This is a genomic window from Variovorax sp. 10N420 (assembly GCF_056394705.1).
In genome coordinates this window covers 878,508-896,415 of record NZ_JBFTIJ010000001.1, presented here as the reverse complement: position 1 = coordinate 896,415, position 17,908 = coordinate 878,508, and the positions used below count along the sequence as shown (strand labels likewise).

Genomic DNA, 17,908 nt, shown 5'->3' with positions numbered 1-17,908 from the left:
GCTGAAAACGGTACTTTTTCAGGGTAAACTCTAAAGCTGTTCCGGAAAGCCAAAGCCTTTGGGTTCCTCATGCCATTCGGACAGACAAAACCGCGGTCGTGGTGAAATTGGTAGACACGCTATCTTGAGGGGGTAGTGGCGAAAGCTGTGCGAGTTCGAGTCTCGCCGACCGCACCAAATCTCACTGGCAAGGATCCTGCTCCTTGCCAGTGGCAAGCGGTGATAGAGCCCTGATGAACCTCGATTCCTACCTCCCCGTCCTGTTGTTCATTCTGGTCGGTGTCGGTGTCGGCGTCGCACCTCAGGTTCTGGGCTACATCCTCGGCCCGAACCGGCCTGATGCTCAAAAAAATTCCCCCTACGAATGCGGCTTTGAAGCTTTCGAAGACGCCCGGATGAAGTTCGACGTACGGTACTACCTCGTCGCCATTCTCTTCATCCTTTTTGATCTCGAAATTGCATTTCTCTTTCCATGGGCTATTGCGCTCAAGGAAATTGGTGCGGTCGGCTTCTGGGCGATGATGATATTTCTCTCCATCCTCGTCGTGGGATTCGCCTACGAGTGGAAAAAGGGTGCGCTCGACTGGGAATGACAAGGAATCCCGAAAATGGCCATTGAAGGCGTCATGAAGGAAGGCTTCGTCACCACGACATACGATTCCGTGGTGAACTGGGCCAAGACTGGATCTCTATGGCCCATGACCTTTGGTCTGGCCTGCTGTGCTGTTGAGATGATGCATGCGGGAGCTGCCCGCTATGACATCGACCGCTTTGGCATGTTGTTTCGCCCCAGCCCGCGCCAGTCCGACCTGATGATCGTGGCTGGTACGCTGTGCAACAAGATGGCGCCTGCGTTGCGGAAGGTCTACGACCAGATGCCGGAGCCGCGTTGGGTTCTCTCGATGGGTTCGTGCGCCAATGGCGGCGGCTACTACCACTACAGCTATTCGGTTGTGCGTGGATGTGACCGCATCGTGCCGGTAGATGTCTATGTTCCTGGTTGCCCGCCGACTGCCGAGGCTCTCTTGTACGGGGTGATTCAACTCCAGCAAAAGATTCGTCGTACCAACACCATTGCGCGCGCCTGAAGCGAAAGACGATGACTGATTTCGCCATCTCTCCCGAAGCGCTTCGCACCCAGATTTCCGAAACCCTTGGCTCCAAAGCAAAGAGCGTCACGCTCGCGCTTGGCGAGGTGACGGCCGTTGTGGATGCTGCTGATTACCTGGCTGTTGCGACTCTGCTTCGCGATGCACCCGGCTGTCGGTTCGAGCAACTCATGGATCTTTGCGGCATGGACTATTCCGGCTATCGCGATGGCGAATGGCAGGGCGAGCGTTTCTGCGTGGTATCCCATTTGCTTTCGGTCAGTCTCAATCAACGCGTCCGCCTCAAAGTGTTCGTGCCGAATGAAGACTTGCCTGTGGTCGATTCCCTGACGAGCGTCTGGAATGCTGCGGGTTGGTTCGAGCGCGAAGCCTTTGATCTTTACGGAATCGTCTTTGAAGGTCACGACGACCTGCGTCGACTTCTGACTGACTACGGTTTCATCGGGCATCCTTTCCGCAAGGATTTCCCTGTCTCCGGTCACGTCGAGATGCGCTACGACCCCGAGCAGAAGCGCGTGATCTATCAGCCGGTTTCGATCGAGCCGCGCGAAATCACGCCCAGGGTTATTCGCGAAGACAACTACGGCGGATTGCACTGATGGCCGAAATCAAGAACTACACGCTCAACTTCGGGCCCCAGCACCCCGCAGCGCACGGGGTATTGCGACTCGTGCTGGAGTTGGATGGCGAAGTCATTCAGCGCGCAGATCCGCATATCGGGCTTCTTCATCGCGCCACCGAAAAGCTCGCGGAGTCGCGCACGTTCATCCAGTCGTTGCCCTATATGGATCGTCTCGACTACGTGTCGATGATGAGCAACGAGCATGCGTACTGCCTTGCCATCGAGCGCCTGATGGGCCTCGAGGTGCCCATCCGCGCGCAATACATCCGCGTCATGTTCGCCGAGATCACGCGCCTGCTGAATCACTTGCTGTGGTTGGGCGCGCACGGGCTCGACTGCGGCGCGATGAACATGCTCATCTACTGCTTTCGCGAGCGGGAAGATTTGTTCGATTTGTACGAAGCTGTGTCGGGTGCACGCATGCATGCGGCTTACTTTCGTCCAGGCGGCGTCTATCGCGATTTGCCAGACTCGATGCCGCAGTACAAGGCGAGCAAGATCAAAAACGCGAAGGCCATCGAGCGGCTCAACGAAAACCGCCGCGGTTCGATGCTGGACTTCGTTGACGACTTCTGCAAGCGTTTTCCGAAGATGGTCGACGAGTACGAGACGCTGCTCACCGACAACCGGATCTGGAAGCAGCGCACCGTGGGTATCGGCGTGGTGTCGCCTGAGCGGGCTCTGAACCTCGGCTTTACGGGCCCGATGCTGCGCGGCTCCGGCATCGAATGGGACCTGCGCAAAAAGCAGCCCTACGACGTCTATGACCGAATGGAATTCGACGTGCCGGTCGGCAAGACCGGTGACTGCTACGACCGCTATCTTGTGCGGGTCGAAGAGATGCGCCAAGCCAACCGCATCATTCAGCAATGCTCGGCATGGCTGCGTGCGAACCCGGGCCCGGTGATCACCGACAACCACAAGGTTGCCGCGCCAGCGCGCGAATCGATGAAGGCGAACATGGAGGAGTTGATCCACCATTTCAAACTCTTCACCGAAGGCTTCCACGTTCCCGAAGGTGAGGCGTATGCCGCCGTCGAGCACCCGAAGGGCGAGTTCGGGATCTATCTCGTCAGTGACGGCGCGAACAAGCCGTATCGCCTCAAGATCCGTGCGCCGGGCTTCCCCCACCTCGCGGCTCTGGACGAAATGTCTCGTGGACACATGATTGCCGACGCGGTCGCCGTGATAGGCACGATGGACATCGTGTTCGGCGAAATCGACAGGTGAGTGCATTCATGACTTCCGACACCACTCAGATTCACCAGGCCCCGCTGTCCGCCGCGACGCTGGATCGCTTTGCGCGCGAGGTTGCCAAATACCCGCCCGCAGGCAAGCAGTCTGCCGTGATGGCCTGTCTTGCGATCGTGCAAGAGGATGAGGGCTACATCAGCGAAGCGCGCGAACGTGAGATCGCTGCCTATCTCGGCATGGCGCCCATCGCCGTGCACGAAGTGACGACGTTCTACAACATGTACAACCACCGGCCGGTGGGCAAGTTCAAGCTCAACGTCTGCACCAATCTCCCGTGCCAGTTGCGTGACGGCGCCGTCGCGCTTGCGCATCTCGAGAAGAAGCTCGGCATCCAGATGGGCGAGACAACCGCCGATGGCATGTTCACCCTGCAGCAAAGCGAATGCCTGGGGGCATGCGCAGATTCGCCGGTCATGCTCGTCAACGATCGCACCATGTGCAGCTTCATGAGCAACGAAAAGCTGGATCAACTGATCGACGGCCTGCGCAGCTCCACCACAAAGGGAACGCAATGATGTCGCCCGAACAAGTGCTGTCGCAGTTTCAGGCGACAGGCGTTCAGACCTGCTTTCATGATCGTCACATCGAGCCGCAGATCTACGCGGGCCTGAACGGCACCAACTGGCGGCTGGCGGACTACGAGGCGCGAGGCGGCTACAAGGCGCTGCGCAAAATCCTGAGCGAAGGCATGACGCCCGATCAGGTGATTGCCGAGGTGAAGGCGTCAGGTTTGCGCGGCCGCGGTGGTGCCGGTTTTCCGACGGGACTCAAGTGGAGCTTCATGCCCCGGCAGTTCCCGGGGCAGAAATATTTGGTCTGCAATTCCGATGAGGGTGAGCCAGGTACGTGCAAGGACCGCGACATCCTTCAGTACAACCCGCACATCGTCATCGAAGGCATGGCCATTGCCGCCTACGCCATGGGCATCAGCGTGGGTTACAACTACATCCACGGCGAGATCTTCCAGACCTATGAACGGTTCGAGGAGGCCCTCGAAGAAGCGCGTGCCGCCGGCTATCTCGGCGATGGCATCATGGGCAGCAGCTACAACTTCCAGCTCCATGCCGCTCACGGTTTTGGCGCCTATATCTGTGGTGAGGAAACCGCGCTCCTCGAGTCACTCGAAGGCAAGAAGGGGCAGCCGCGCTTCAAGCCGCCGTTCCCGGCGAGCTTCGGACTCTATGGCAAGCCGACGACGATCAACAACACCGAAACCTTCGCGGCGGTGCCCTGGATCATCAACAACGGCGGCCCCGCGTATCTGGAATGCGGCAAGCCCAACAATGGTGGCACCAAGATCTATTCAGTCAGCGGCGACGTCGAACTGCCCGGTAACTACGAAGTGCCGATGGGTACGCCGTTCGCAAAGTTGCTCGAATTGGCCGGCGGTGTGCGCAAGGGGCGTCAGCTCAAGGCGGTGATTCCTGGCGGTTCGTCGGCACCGGTGCTGCCTGCTTCGATCATGATGGAGTGCACGATGGACTACGACTCCATCGCGAAGGCAGGGTCGATGCTGGGCTCCGGTGCGGTCATCGTGATGGACGACAGCCGTTCGATGGTGGAATCCCTCAAGCGCCTGTCTTACTTCTATATGCATGAGTCCTGTGGGCAGTGCACGCCGTGTCGCGAGGGCACTGGCTGGCTCTGGCGCGTGGTCGACCGGATTCACAACGGCCACGGCAAGGCTTCGGACATGGACCTGCTGAATTCTGTCGCCGACAACATCCAGGGCCGCACAATTTGCGCGCTGGGCGATGCCGCCGCAATGCCCGTGCGGGCCATGATCAAGCACTTTCGCCATGAGTTCGAGGCCCTGATCCCGGGGTATGTCCCGAAGGCGCCTGTCAAGGCCTGAGCGCAAGAAGAACGCAACATATATGGTTGAAATCGAACTGGACGGCAAGAAGGTCGAAGTGACCGAAGGCAGCATGGTGATGCATGCGGCCGACAAGGCGGGCACATACATCCCGCACTTCTGCTATCACAAGAAGCTCAGCATTGCGGCCAACTGCCGGATGTGCCTAGTCGACGTCGAAAAGGCGCCGAAGCCGATGCCGGCCTGCGCCACGCCCGTGACGCAGGGGATGATCGTCCGCACAAAGAGCGACAAGGCCATCAAGGCTCAGCAGTCGGTGATGGAGTTCCTCCTCATCAACCACCCGCTGGATTGCCCGATCTGCGACCAGGGCGGCGAGTGTCAGCTCCAGGATCTGGCGGTGGGCTATGGTGGTTCTTCCTCGCGCTACGAGGAAGAAAAGCGCGTCGTGTTCCACAAGGATGTTGGTCCGCTCATCAGCATGGAAGAGATGACCCGCTGCATCCATTGCACGCGCTGCGTCCGCTTCGGCCAGGAAGTCGCCGGCGTGATGGAACTCGGCATGTCGAACCGCGGCGAACACGCGGAGATCGAGACCTTCCTTGGTGACTCGGTGGATTCTGAACTCTCGGGCAACATGATCGACATCTGCCCGGTTGGCGCGCTCACGAGCAAGCCCTTCCGGTACAGCGCACGTACATGGGAGCTCTCGCGCCGCAAATCCGTGAGCCCGCACGATTCCACCGGCGCCAACCTGATCGTTCAGGTCAAGAACAACCGGGTGATGCGCGTTGTCCCGCTCGAAAACGAGGACGTGAACGAATGCTGGATCGCCGACCGCGATCGGTTCTCGTATGAAGCGCTGAACGGCTCCGAGCGGCTCACGCAGCCCATGCTCAAGCAAGGCGGCCAATGGCAACAGGTTGACTGGCAGACTGCGCTGGAATACGTGGCCAATGGGTTGAAGCAGATCAAGGCCGATCATGGTGCGCAGAGCATCGGAACCCTGGTCAGCCCGCACAGCACACTCGAAGAGTTGCACCTGGCCAAGTTGCTGACGCAGGGGCTGGGCAGCGATAACATCGACTATCGCCTGCGCAATGCCGACTTCACGGCATTTGAAGGCGTACGCTGGCTCGGAACCTCGATCGCCTCGTTGTCGCTGCTGCAAGGCGTACTGGTGGTCGGCTCCAACCTGCGCAAGGACCACCCTCTGTTTGCACAGCGCATTCGACAGGCCGTGCGCAAAGGCGGTGCACTGAGTGCGGTCACGTCGTCGGACCTGTTCGCAGACGCCGACGCGTGGGCCATGCCCGTCGCCAACGTCATTCGCGTTGCCGCCAGCGGTTGGGTAGACGCGCTGACAGGAATTGCTGCCGCGATCGCCGAAAGCACGGGCGCAGCCGCGCCGGCCGGTACGAGCGGCGCCGCCAGCGATGCCGCCAAGTCCATTGCCGCCTCGTTGCTCAGTGGCGAGCGCAAGGCCGTTCTTCTTGGCAATGCAGTGGCACACCACGCGCAGGCAAGCACGTTGCTCGCGTTGGCGAACTGGATCGGCTCTCAGACTGGCGCAAGCGTCGGTTTCCTGACGGAGGCAGCCAACACAGTGGGCGCGCAACTGATTGGCGCCATGCCCAAGGCGGGAGGCCTGAATGCAGGCCAGATGCTGGCCGGTGGACTCAAGGCTGCGTTGTTGCTGAACACCGAGCCGGTATTCGACTCGGCCGCAGGTGCTGCAGCCGACGAGGGGCTTGCGCGCGCACAAATGGTTGTGACGCTGAGCCCCTTCAAGGCCAACCTCGAATTCAGCGACGTCCTTCTGCCGATCGCGCCGTTTACAGAAACGCCTGGTACTTTCGTGAATGCCGAGGGCCGGATTCAGAGCTTCCACGCAGTCGTGAAGCCATTGGGCGAAGCACGGCCGGCCTGGAAGGTGTTGCGCGTGCTGGCCAACCTTCTGGGCCTTCCGGGTTTCGCATTCGAATCCACAAACGAGGTGATGGCCGACATCGGTTTGTCGGGCCAGGTGCCCGCGGACAAGCTGAGCAACGCGACCTCCGCGCCAACGACGACGCCGGGCGAAGCGGCTGAGGCAGCCCCTGTCGTTGCAAGCATCTACCAGCTCGACTCCATTGTTCGCCGCGCGCCATCGCTGCAACTCACCGCCGATGCGCGCCTTGCGAAAGCGTCGACCGCTGAGGAGGCGCTCGCATGATCGACACGCTTCACGGTTTTGGCCTTGGGCTCGTGTCCGCAGGATGGTGGACGGGCCTTGCCTGGCCCGTGGTCTGGACTCTGATCAAGATCATCGTCGTCGTGGTGCCGCTCATGGGGGCGGTTGCCTATCTGACGCTGTGGGAGCGAAAGGCCATCGGCTTTACGCAAATCCGCATCGGCCCGAACCGTACGGGTCCGCTGGGCCTGCTGCAGCCGATTGCCGATGCGCTCAAGCTGCTCACGAAGGAAATCATTCTCCCGACGGTGGCAAACAAGGGCCTGTTCCTGCTCGGCCCGATCATGACGATCATGCCGGCGCTGGCGGCCTGGGCGGTCATTCCCTTCGGCCCTGAGGTTGCTCTTGCCAACATCAATGCCGGACTTCTGTTCGTCATGGCGATCACCTCGCTGGAAGTCTACGGCGTGATCATTGCGGGTTGGGCCTCGAATTCGAAGTACGCCTTTTTGGGTGCGCTCCGCGCGTCGGCGCAAATGGTTAGCTACGAAATCGCGATGGGCTTCTGCTTCGTGGTCGTGCTCATGGTGTCTGCGAGCCTCAACATGACCGACATCGTGACGGGGCAGGGCAGGGGGCATTTTGCTTCCATGGGCATCGGGTTCTTGTCGTGGAACTGGCTGTCCTTGCTCCCGATTTTTGTTGTGTACTTCATTTCGGGTCTGGCAGAGACCAATCGCCACCCTTTCGACGTCGTTGAAGGCGAATCCGAAATCGTTGCCGGCCACATGATCGAGTACTCGGGCATGAGCTTTGCCATGTTCTTCCTGGCCGAATACGCCAACATGTGGCTCGTCTCGATCCTGTGCGCGGTCCTGTTCCTGGGCGGCTGGCTGCCCCCGTTCGACTTCCTGTCGTTTATTCCAGGCTGGATCTGGCTCGGCATCAAGACCTTCTGCGTGGTCACCATGTTCCTTTGGGTTCGTTCGACGTTCCCGCGCTTCCGCTATGACCAGATCATGCGGCTCGGTTGGAAGATTTTCATTCCCGTCACTCTGGTGTGGCTGGTGGTGGTCGGCGCGTGGATGCAGACCCCATTCAACATCTGGAAGTAATCGCCATGTCTGCGCAAAATACCAGCGCGCTTGCGCGCTCATCATCGAATGCGGCCCAGCCGTTCTCGCTCAAGGACTTCTTGCGCAGCTTCATGCTGTTCGAGTTGTTCAAGGGCCTTGCGATCACTGGCAAGTACGCTTTCAGCCGCAAGATCACGGTGCAGTTCCCGGAAGAAAAGACGCCCCTGTCTCCGCGTTTCCGTGGGCTGCATGCGCTTCGTCGCTATGAAAACGGCGAAGAACGCTGCATTGCCTGCAAGCTTTGCGAAGCGGTTTGCCCCGCATTGGCGATCACCATCGAATCCGACGTACGCGACGATGGCTCCCGCCGCACGACGCGTTACGACATCGACCTGACGAAGTGCATCTTCTGTGGCTTCTGCGAAGAAAGCTGCCCTGTCGACTCGATCGTCGAGACCCACATCCTCGAATACCACGGCGAAAAGCGCGGCGACCTGTACTTCACCAAGGACATGTTGTTGGCTGTGGGCGACCGCTACGAAAAAGAAATTGCTGCCAACAAGGCAGCCGACGCCAAATACCGCTAAGCGGTCTGGCCCGAACCTCGCAACGAATTCGATCCATGGACGTCAAGACCGGTCTGTTCTATCTATTTGCCGCGGTGCTGCTGTTTGCATCGTTCCGCGTCATCACCGCACGCAATCCCGTGTATGCCGCGCTGTACCTGGTGCTGGCCTTTTTCCAGGCATCGGCGATCTGGCTCCTGCTGCGAGCCGAGTTCCTTGCGATCACGCTCGTGCTTGTCTATGTGGGGGCGGTGATGGTGCTGTTCCTGTTCGTGGTCATGATGCTGGACATCAACGTCGACGGTCTTCGCGAGGGATTCTGGAAGCATTTCCCGCTTGCTGCGGGCGCGGGGGCGCTCATTGCGCTGGAGATGGCGGCGGTGCTTATGGGCGGTTTCCGCCTGAGTGCCCCAAAAAGCCCGATGGCCACGGGGCCCGACACTTCCAACACGCTCGAGCTTGGCAAACTTCTGTATAGCAGCTACCTCTATCCGCTGGAGATCGCTGCCGTGATCCTGCTTGTCGCCATCGTTGCGGCCATCGCGCTCACGCTGCGAGCCCGCAAGGACAGCAAGTATGTGAACCCCGCCGACCAGGTCCGAGTGAAGGCACGTGATCGGGTTCGCATCGTCCAGATGCCGGTCACTCGCGCGGCGCAACCTGTTGCCGAAGAACCTGCGGCCGCAGCGGAGACCAAGGCATGACCCTCACGCTCGGACATTTCCTCTCGCTGGGCGCAATGCTATTTGCGCTTTCCGTGATCGGCATCTTCCTGAATCGGAAGAACCTGATCGTTCTCTTGATGTGCATCGAGCTCATGCTGCTTGCCGTCAACATGAACTTCGTCGCCTTCTCGTATTTCCTCGGCGACATGCACGGTCAGATCTTCGTGTTCTTCATCCTGACGGTTGCCGCGGCGGAATCGGCAATCGGGCTGGCGCTGCTGGTTTTGTTGTTCCGCAACAAGTCGAACATCAACGTCGACGAGCTCAACGCGCTCAAGGGTTAAGGGTCTTCTCATGAGCGCAACACTTTCTGCATCCACTCTCCTTGTCGTTCCGCTGGCGCCTCTGGTGGGCGCCCTCGTGGCCGGCCTGTTCGGTACCCAATTCGGTGGCAATCACATCGGTCGCCGCGTCACGCACTCCTTGACGATTCTCGGCGTGCTGGTCTCCTTCATCATTTCGGCCATGACGCTCAACAGCGTGGTGTCCGACGGCGCGCATTTCAACGCGACGATCTATGAATGGATGACGGTCGGCGGCCTGAAGATGGAGATTGGCTTCCTCGTGGACGGCCTCACCGCCATGATGATGTGCGTCGTGACGTTCGTGTCGCTGATGGTGCACGTCTACACGATCGGCTACATGCAGGATGACGACGGCTACAACCGTTTCTTCTCCTACATCTCGCTTTTCACGTTTTCGATGCTGATGCTCGTGATGAGCAACAACATGCTGCAGCTGTTCTTCGGCTGGGAGGCCGTGGGCTTGGTGTCCTACCTGCTGATCGGCTTCTGGTTCAACAGACCGACGGCGATCTTCGCGAACATGAAGGCCTTCCTCGTCAATCGGGTCGGCGACTTCGGCTTTATTCTCGGGATCGGCCTTATCGCTGCGTATACCGGCTCCTTGAACTACGGAGACGCGTTTGCGCAAGCGGACCAGCTGGCCAAGATTACCTTCCCCGGCACCGAGTGGATGCTGATCACGGTGATCTGCATCTGCCTGTTCATTGGTGCCATGGGCAAGAGCGCGCAGTTTCCGTTGCACGTCTGGTTGCCCGATTCGATGGAAGGTCCGACACCCATCTCGGCGCTGATCCACGCCGCAACCATGGTGACGGCCGGTATCTTCATGGTGGCGCGGATGTCGCCCCTGTTCGAGCTGAGCGACACGGCCCTGAGCTTCGTGCTCGTGATCGGGGGAATCACCGCGCTTTTCATGGGCTTCCTCGGCGTCATCCAGAACGACATCAAACGGGTCGTGGCTTATTCGACGCTGTCGCAGCTCGGCTACATGACCGTCGCGCTCGGTGCGTCCGCCTATTCTGCGGCCGTGTTCCACCTGATGACGCACGCGTTCTTCAAGGCGCTGTTGTTCCTCGGCGCGGGCTCCGTGATCATCGGCATGCACCATAACCAGGACATCCGCTGGATGGGTGGTGTGCGCAAGTACATGCCCATCACCTGGATTACCTCACTGGTGGGTTCTCTCGCTTTGATCGGAACGCCGTTCTTTGCGGGCTTCTATTCGAAGGACACGATCATCGAAGCGGTCCACGAAAGCCATCTCTGGGGCTCGGGCTTCGCGTACTTCTCGGTGCTGGCCGGCGTGTTCATCACGGCGTTCTATTCATTCCGCATGTACTTCCTCGTCTTCCACGGCAAGGAACGTTTCGACCAGAACCCTGACGCGCATCACGACGATGGACATGGTCACCATGACGATCACCACGAGCCACACGAGTCGCCATGGGTCGTCTGGGTTCCGCTGGTGCTGCTGGCGATCCCTTCCGTCGTGATTGGATTCATGACGATTCAGCCGATGCTTTTCGGCGACTTCTTCAAGGGCGCGATCTTCATTGACGAAGGCAAGCACCAGGCCATGAAGGAACTGGCCGAGGCGTTCCATGGCCCCATGGAGATGGGCCTGCACGGGTTCACCGCCTTGCCGTTCTGGCTCGCGCTCTCAGCCGTGGTGCTGACCTGGTACATGTACCTGATCAATCCGGCCGTGCCTGCTGCGATCAAACGTTCGTTCGGACCCATTTACCGGTTGCTCGAGAACAAGTACTACATGGACTGGTTCAACGAGAACGTCATCGCCCGCGGGACGCGCGCATTGGGCGTCGGCCTCTGGAAGGGCGGCGACCAGGGGATCATCGATGGGGCCATCGTGAACGGTTCCTGGAAGCTGGTGGGTCGCGTCGCAGGCGCAGTGCGCTGGATCCAGTCGGGCTACATCTATCACTATGCATTCGGAATGCTGCTGGGCATCTTTGTCCTCATGTCGTATTTCGTCTGGTTCAAACGGTAACCGGCTCACGCTGGAGAAAAACAAAAATGGGTCTGTTGAGCCTTGCCATCTGGATGCCGATTGCCTTCGGCGTAGTGTTGCTGGCTTTCGGTCGGGACAGTCAGGCGACTGTCGTGCGCTGGATTGCGCTGGTCGGTTCGGTTGCGAGTTTCCTTGTCACTCTGCCGCTCTATTCCAATTTCAAGACCGGAACTGCGGAGATGCAGTTCGTGGAGAAGGCAAGTTGGATCGAGCGCTTCAACGTCAACTATCACGTCGGCCTCGACGGCATTTCGTTCTGGCTCGTGCTGTTGACGGCGTTCATCACGGTCATCGTGGTGATTTCAGCCTGGGAAGTGATCACTGAACGCGTGAACCAGTACATGGGTGCGTTCCTGATCCTGTCCGGTCTCATGATCGGCACCTTTTCCGCGCTCGACGGCATCCTGTTCTACGTCTTCTTCGAAGCCACGCTGATCCCGATGTATCTGATCATCGGCATCTGGGGCGGTCCGAACAAGATCTATGCGGCTTTCAAGTTCTTCATCTACACGCTGCTCGGCTCGCTGTTGATGCTGGTCGCGTTGATCTATCTGTACAACACGTCGGGCGGGAGCTTCGACATCCTGACCTGGCACAAGCTGCCACTCGGCGCGAGCGCCCAGACATTCCTGTTCTTTGCGTTCTTTGCTGCGTTCGCGGTCAAGGTTCCAATGTGGCCAGTCCATACGTGGTTGCCTGACGTGCACGTCGAAGCGCCTACCGGCGGCTCCGCGGTGCTGGCTGCGATCATGCTGAAACTGGGTGCCTACGGCTTCCTTCGTTTTTCGATGCCCATCGCACCGGACGCTTCGCACGAATGGGCCTGGTTGATGATCGCGCTGTCCTTGATTGCCGTGATCTATGTGGGCCTGGTTGCGCTGGTCCAGCAGGACATGAAGAAGCTGGTCGCGTACTCGTCGGTGGCTCATATGGGTTTCGTGACATTGGGCTTCTTCATCTTCAACGAGATCGGCGTGGCCGGCGGCATCGTGCAGATGATCTCGCACGGGTTTGTTTCGGGTGCGATGTTCCTTTGCATCGGCGTGCTCTATGACCGCGTTCATTCGCGCCAGATTGCCGACTACGGCGGCGTGGTGAACACGATGCCCAAGTTCGCCGCCTTTGCACTTCTTTTTGCGATGGCCAACTGCGGGCTTCCGGGTACGGCTGGATTCGTTGGCGAATGGATGGTGATCCTCGGCGCCGTCAAGGCGAACTTCTGGCTCGGCCTGGGCGCGGCAACGGCCCTGATCTTTGGCGCGGCCTACACGCTCTGGATGTACAAGCGCGTTTACCTGGGCGTCCCTGGCAACGACCACGTCAAGGAACTCAGCGATATTGGCGCGCGAGAATTTCTCATGCTGGCGCTGCTCGCTATCGCAGTGCTGTGGATGGGTATCTATCCGAAGCCTTTCACCGATGTCATGGACTCGTCAGTGACCGAATTGCTCCGGCACGTGGCCATTTCAAAGCTGCCCTAATTCCACGCTGAACAAGAGAACGAGATGATTGACAAACTCAGCTGGATGACGATCTACCCCGAGGTGGTGCTGCTGATCATGGCGTGCGTCATCGCGCTGCTGGATCTGTCAACCACCAGCCCGCGGCGTACCGCGACTTATATCTTGACGCTGCTCACGCTGGCAGTGGTCGCCGTGCTCACTGGCTTCAACGCGGCCGAAGGCAAGACGATCTATGGCTTTGCCGGCATGGTTGTCAGTGATCCGATGGGTAACTGGCTCAAGTGTTTCTCGACCTTGGCATTGATGGTCACACTCGTATACGGCCGGCCTTATTCAGCCGACCGCGGCATGCTCCGCGGCGGCGAGTTGTTCACCATCAGCATGTTCGCGTTGCTGGGCATGTTCGTGATGATTTCCGGCAGCAATTTTCTGTTGCTCTATCTCGGCCTCGAACTGTTGACGCTATCGAGCTACGCCCTGGTGGCCTTGCGCCGCGACAACGCGATCGCAAGCGAAGCGGCCATGAAATATTTCGTGCTTGGCGCGATGGCAAGTGGCTTCTTGCTCTACGGCCTGTCGATGATGTATGGCGCGACCGGTTCGCTCGACATCAACGAAGTGTTCAAGGCCATCGCGAGCCGGAAGGTGAACCATCAGGTGCTGGTCTTCGGCTTGGTCTTCATCGTCGCCGGGCTTGCCTTCAAGATCGGTGCGGCCCCTTTCCACATGTGGGTGCCCGACGTCTACCAGGGCGCTCCGACTTCCGTCACTCTGTTGATCGGCGCCGCTCCGGAGCTTGCCGCTTTTGCGATCATCATGCGTTTGCTGGTGGAAGGACTGCTTCCGCTCGCGATCGATTGGCAGCAGATGCTCGCATTGCTCTCGATTGCGTCACTGTTGGTCGGCAACCTCGCTGCGATCGCGCAGACGAATCTCAAGCGAATGCTTGCCTATTCGACCATTGGACAGATGGGCTTCATGCTGCTCGGCCTGGTCGCGGGTGTTGTCAACGGAAATACGTACAACGCGCAATTCGCATACAGCGCGTCGATGTTCTACATGATCACCTACGTGCTCACGACGCTCGCGAGCTTCGGCATCATCCTGCTGCTGGCGCGTGAGGGGTTCGAGAGCGAAGAGATCACGGACTTGGCGGGCTTGAACCAGCGCAGCCCCCTGTACGCAGGCGTGATGGCGGTCGCGATGTTCTCCCTGGCGGGGGTGCCTCCGCTGGTTGGCTTCTATGCCAAGCTTGCTGTATTGCAGGCGCTGATCGCTTCGGGTCAGGCGATGTACATCGCGCTCGCTGTGTTCGCCGTGGTGATGTCCTTGATTGGAGCCTTCTACTATCTGCGCGTGGTCAAGGTGATGTACTTCGACGCACCTTTGACGGCGACCACGGTTTCCGCACCCTTCGACGTACGTACGGTGCTAACGCTCAACGGCGCCTTGATCCTGCTGCTCGGCATCTTGCCCGGTGGGCTCATGACGCTGTGCGCACGCGCGATCGTGGCCACGCTGGCGACCTGATCGAGCGCTGTGTCGCAAAGCGCGTCGGTCTGGCTGGTCTTGCTGGTGGCGTTGTCGGCGGCCAACCTCCCGTTCCTCACTGAGCGCGTGCTCGGGTTGGTGCCACTGACCCGCCGCGTGAAGTCGCTGGCCATCAGGCTCGGCGAGCTGGTGGTACTCTATTTCGTCGCAGGCGGGGTCGGACTCCTGTTCGAGCGTCGCGTGGGCCAGATTGCGCCGCAAGGCTGGGAGTTCTATGCCGTTACCGGCGCACTCTTCATCGTGCTGGCATTTCCAGGCTTCACGTGGCGCTATCTCATGAAGCACCGCTGAAGGATCTCGCATGACCAAGACGACCTCGACGCAAGCCGACGCACATCTTCGGGAAGAATGCACGGCAAGCGAGCTGCTCTTTCAAGGCAACTTCCTGCGCGCCAAGCGCGACACGGTTCGGCTTCCGGACGGTCACACGGCAACACGCGAATATGTGGTGCATCCTGGCGCGGTCGTGGTGGTTCCGCTTTTGGACGACGGGCGATTGGTCCTCGAGCGGCAATACCGCTATCCCGTGGCTCACGTGATGACCGAGTTTCCTGCCGGCAAGCTCGATGCAGGGGAGGATCCGCTTGTTTGCGGGCAGCGTGAGCTGCTGGAGGAAACCGGTTATACCGCGCGTGAATGGGCCCGAGCCGGGGTCATGCACCTTGCGGTCGCCTACTCCACCGAGATCATCCATATCTACTTTGCCCGCGGGCTGTCGCTCGGAGCGAGACAACTCGACCACGGCGAATTTCTCGACGTGATCACCGCCACGCCAGAAGAGGTACTGGAGTGGTGCCGCGACGGCACCGTGACAGACGCAAAATCGCAGACGTGCGCGCTTTGGATGGAAAACGTCCTCTCCGGCGCATGGTCGCTCGACTGGCAAAGCTTTGCTCCCGCGGACGCCGGCGGATAATCTGCCGATGAAGGTCCTTAACCTCCAATGCACGCACGGACATGGCTTCGAAGGGTGGTTCGCCTCGCAGGAAGCCTTTGACGCGCAGCTCGCGGCTGGTCTCGTCGAATGCCCCGTTTGCGGCAGCACGGCAATCACCAAGCTGCTGACTGCGCCTCGGCTGAACCTGGGTAGCTCCAAGCCGCCTGCCGAGGTGCAAGCTGCGCAGCCCGCGACCGGAGAATCTCCGGAAGGGCGATTGTTGCGGGCAATGCGTGAGGTCATCGCGCAGACCGAGGACGTCGGCGATCGGTTTGCGGAGGAGGCTCGCAAGATGCACTACGGCGAGGTCGAAGAGCGCGGCATTCGCGGCCAGACCACGCGCGAGCAGGCCCAAACTCTCGTTGAAGAGGGGATTCCCGTCTTTTCATTGCCGCTGCCGCCGGCACTCAAGGAAACACTGCAGTAACGCTGCGGTGCCGGCGCGGGATTAGGCTGCGAACTGCAGTGCCGCCAAGCGCGCATAGACGCCGTTCTGCGCAACGAGCGCCGAATGCGTTCCTTGTTCGATGATGCCGCCGTGGTCCAGCACGACGATTCGATCTGCCTTTTGCACCGTTGCCAGCCGATGCGCGATCACGATCGTGGTGCGGCCCGTCATTGCGGATTCAAGTGCGGCCTGGACCATGCGTTCGCTCTCGGCGTCAAGCGCACTCGTCGCCTCATCGAGCAGGAGCAACGGCGGGTTCTTGAGCATGGCGCGTGCGATGGCGATGCGCTGGCGCTGGCCGCCCGACAGGCGCACGCCGCGCTCGCCCAGGAAGGTGTCATACCCCTCTGGCAGTGCACGAAGAAAGCCGTCGGCGAATGCAGCCTTTGCTGCAGCGTGGACCTCTTCGACGCTTGCTTCGGGCCGGCCGTAGCGGATGTTTTCGAGTGCGCTGGTCGAGAAGATCACCGCGTCCTGTGGTACCAGGCCGATGCGATTGCGTAGCTCGCCAAGCGAAAGGGCCGAAAGCGATGCACCGTCCAACACGATGCGCCCCGCCTGCGGATCGTAATAACGCAGCAGGAGCTGGAAGACTGTGCTCTTGCCCGCGCCGCTCGAGCCGACGAGCGCCACAGTTTCGCCGGGGGCCACACTCAGGCTGAAGTCGCGCAAGGCAGGGGCGTCGGGCCGGGAGGGGTAGTGAAAGCTCACGCTCTCGAAGCTGACGGCGCTGCCGGCGACCGGAACGATTGCCTGAGCGGGATGGGCAGGCGAGAGGATCACCGGCTTCGCGTGGAGCAGTTCCATGAGGCGTTCCGTCGCGCCGGCTGCACGCAGCAAGTCACCGTAGACCTCCCCGAGCACGGCAGCGGCACTCGCGAGGATGATCACGTACACCACAGTCTGCCCGAGGTGGCCTGCCGTGATCTCCCCGTGAAGGACCGCTTGCGTGCCCTGGTACAGACCCCACAGCAAAGCGGCCGAGGTGGCGATGATGATGAAAGCCACGAGGACGGAGCGCGCCTTGGTACGGCGCACCGCGGTGTGGAAGGCGCTGTCGGTCGATGCGTCGAAACGAGCGGCTTCGCGCGCTTCCGCCGTGTAGCTCTGGACGACAGGAATGGCATTGAGCACTTCGGCGGCGATCGCGCTCGAGTCCGCGACGCGATCCTGGCTAGCGCGCGACAGCTTGCGAACGCGCCGCCCGAACCACATGCTGGGCAGCACCACCAGCACCAGGACGCCGAGCACCTGCACCATGACGTAAGGATTCGTCCAGATCAGGATGGCGAGAGCGCCGATCCCCATCACCGCATTGCGCAGTCCCATGCTCAGCGAAGAGCCCACCACGGTCTGCACGAGGGTGGTGTCGGCGGTCAGCCGCGAAAGCACTTCGCCGGTCTGGGTGGTTTCGAAAAAGGCCGGGCTTTGCCGGAGCACGTGCGAATAGACCGCATTGCGCAGGTCCGCGGTCACGCGTTCGCCGAGCCAACTGACGGTATAGAAACGCGCTGCGGAAAAGAGGCCGAGGGCAACGGCGACGGCGAAAAGCGCAACGAAGTGGTTGCGCAGGGCCATCGTCTGGGCACCCTTGTCGCTGGAAACCAGGCCGCCATCGATGAGGCTTCGCAAGGCCAGGGGAAAGACCAGGGTGGTCGCCGCCGCGAGGACGAGAAAAACGCCGGCAAAGCCGATCTGGACGCGATACGGGCGGAGGAACGGAGCCAGCCCGGACAGCGATTTGGGAGAGCCTTTGGCTGCTGGCGCGGGGGAAGCGGATGAGGCCATCGCGAGATTCTATCTAACGCTGCCCCTGCAAAGGTCGCCTTGACAG

Annotated in this window: 18 protein-coding genes and 1 tRNA gene; 18 read left to right on the top strand and 1 reads right to left on the bottom strand. The window is 60.3% G+C overall.

Features of this window, described 5'->3' with window-relative positions; translation table 11 throughout:
* Positions 1-92: 92 nt before the first annotated feature.
* From AC1DEK_RS04165 to AC1DEK_RS04080, 18 genes are all read left to right on the top strand, one after another.
* Positions 93-177, top strand: a tRNA-Leu gene (locus AC1DEK_RS04165).
* Between the two features lie 56 nt (positions 178-233).
* Positions 234-593 (top strand): NADH-quinone oxidoreductase subunit A, encoded by a 360-nt coding sequence (locus AC1DEK_RS04160; RefSeq protein ID WP_478123913.1) that lies wholly within the window; start codon positions 234-236, stop codon positions 591-593.
* Between the two features lie 15 nt (positions 594-608).
* A complete protein-coding gene (locus AC1DEK_RS04155) occupies positions 609-1,088 on the top strand; it encodes a NuoB/complex I 20 kDa subunit family protein (RefSeq protein WP_012748606.1) in 480 nt (159 codons plus the stop codon).
* Positions 1,089-1,099: 11 nt separating this feature from the next.
* Positions 1,100-1,708 carry an NADH-quinone oxidoreductase subunit C gene (locus tag AC1DEK_RS04150; RefSeq protein ID WP_478123998.1) on the top strand — a complete coding sequence of 203 codons (609 nt, stop codon included), beginning with the start codon at positions 1,100-1,102 and terminating at the stop codon, positions 1,706-1,708.
* Positions 1,708-2,961 carry an NADH-quinone oxidoreductase subunit D gene (locus AC1DEK_RS04145; protein ID WP_478123912.1) on the top strand — a complete coding sequence of 418 codons (1,254 nt, stop codon included), beginning with the start codon at positions 1,708-1,710 and terminating at the stop codon, positions 2,959-2,961. The genes AC1DEK_RS04150 and AC1DEK_RS04145 overlap by 1 nt, the downstream gene beginning before the upstream one ends.
* Before the next feature lie 8 nt (positions 2,962-2,969).
* Complete coding sequence (locus tag AC1DEK_RS04140; RefSeq protein WP_478123911.1) at positions 2,970-3,500, top strand: NADH-quinone oxidoreductase subunit NuoE family protein; 531 nt, start codon at positions 2,970-2,972, stop codon at positions 3,498-3,500.
* Positions 3,500-4,840 (top strand): NADH-quinone oxidoreductase subunit NuoF, encoded by a 1,341-nt coding sequence (gene nuoF / locus AC1DEK_RS04135; RefSeq protein ID WP_478123910.1) that lies wholly within the window; start codon positions 3,500-3,502, stop codon positions 4,838-4,840. The genes AC1DEK_RS04140 and nuoF overlap by 1 nt, the downstream gene beginning before the upstream one ends.
* Positions 4,841-4,862: 22 nt before the next feature.
* A complete protein-coding gene (nuoG, locus tag AC1DEK_RS04130; RefSeq protein ID WP_478123909.1) occupies positions 4,863-7,016 on the top strand; it encodes an NADH-quinone oxidoreductase subunit NuoG in 2,154 nt (717 codons plus the stop codon).
* The gene (nuoH, locus tag AC1DEK_RS04125) at positions 7,013-8,089 is read left to right on the top strand and encodes an NADH-quinone oxidoreductase subunit NuoH (RefSeq protein ID WP_478123908.1); all 1,077 of its coding nucleotides are present in this window, start codon (positions 7,013-7,015) and stop codon (positions 8,087-8,089) included. The genes nuoG and nuoH overlap by 4 nt, the downstream gene beginning before the upstream one ends.
* A 5-nt stretch (positions 8,090-8,094) precedes the next feature.
* The gene (gene nuoI, locus AC1DEK_RS04120; protein WP_478123907.1) at positions 8,095-8,637 is read left to right on the top strand and encodes an NADH-quinone oxidoreductase subunit NuoI; all 543 of its coding nucleotides are present in this window, start codon (positions 8,095-8,097) and stop codon (positions 8,635-8,637) included.
* Between the two features lie 35 nt (positions 8,638-8,672).
* Positions 8,673-9,320, top strand: coding sequence for an NADH-quinone oxidoreductase subunit J (locus AC1DEK_RS04115; RefSeq protein WP_478123906.1), 648 nt, complete (start codon positions 8,673-8,675; stop codon positions 9,318-9,320).
* Positions 9,317-9,625, top strand: a complete 309-nt coding sequence (gene nuoK / locus AC1DEK_RS04110) for an NADH-quinone oxidoreductase subunit NuoK (RefSeq protein ID WP_028248920.1) — start codon at positions 9,317-9,319, stop codon at positions 9,623-9,625. The genes AC1DEK_RS04115 and nuoK overlap by 4 nt, the downstream gene beginning before the upstream one ends.
* A gap of 10 nt (positions 9,626-9,635) precedes the next feature.
* Positions 9,636-11,654, top strand: a complete 2,019-nt coding sequence (gene nuoL, locus AC1DEK_RS04105; protein WP_478123905.1) for an NADH-quinone oxidoreductase subunit L — start codon at positions 9,636-9,638, stop codon at positions 11,652-11,654.
* Positions 11,655-11,680: 26 nt separating this feature from the next.
* A complete protein-coding gene (locus AC1DEK_RS04100) occupies positions 11,681-13,156 on the top strand; it encodes an NADH-quinone oxidoreductase subunit M (RefSeq protein WP_478123904.1) in 1,476 nt (491 codons plus the stop codon).
* Positions 13,157-13,180: 24 nt separating this feature from the next.
* Positions 13,181-14,668, top strand: a complete 1,488-nt coding sequence (gene nuoN / locus AC1DEK_RS04095; RefSeq protein WP_478123903.1) for an NADH-quinone oxidoreductase subunit NuoN — start codon at positions 13,181-13,183, stop codon at positions 14,666-14,668.
* A 9-nt stretch (positions 14,669-14,677) separates the two neighbouring features.
* Positions 14,678-14,980 (top strand): DUF2818 family protein, encoded by a 303-nt coding sequence (locus AC1DEK_RS04090; RefSeq protein WP_478123902.1) that lies wholly within the window; start codon positions 14,678-14,680, stop codon positions 14,978-14,980.
* Positions 14,981-14,990: 10 nt separating this feature from the next.
* Positions 14,991-15,605 carry an NUDIX domain-containing protein gene (locus AC1DEK_RS04085; protein WP_478123901.1) on the top strand — a complete coding sequence of 205 codons (615 nt, stop codon included), beginning with the start codon at positions 14,991-14,993 and terminating at the stop codon, positions 15,603-15,605.
* A 7-nt stretch (positions 15,606-15,612) separates the two neighbouring features.
* Entirely contained in the window at positions 15,613-16,053 is a 441-nt protein-coding gene (locus AC1DEK_RS04080) for a DUF1178 family protein (protein ID WP_478123900.1), read from the top strand.
* Positions 16,054-16,074: 21 nt separating this feature from the next.
* Here AC1DEK_RS04080 and AC1DEK_RS04075 read toward each other — a convergent pair whose 3' ends face one another.
* Positions 16,075-17,862, bottom strand: a complete 1,788-nt coding sequence (locus AC1DEK_RS04075; RefSeq protein WP_478123899.1) for an ABC transporter transmembrane domain-containing protein — start codon at positions 17,860-17,862, stop codon at positions 16,075-16,077.
* Between the last annotated feature and the right edge of the window lie 46 nt (positions 17,863-17,908).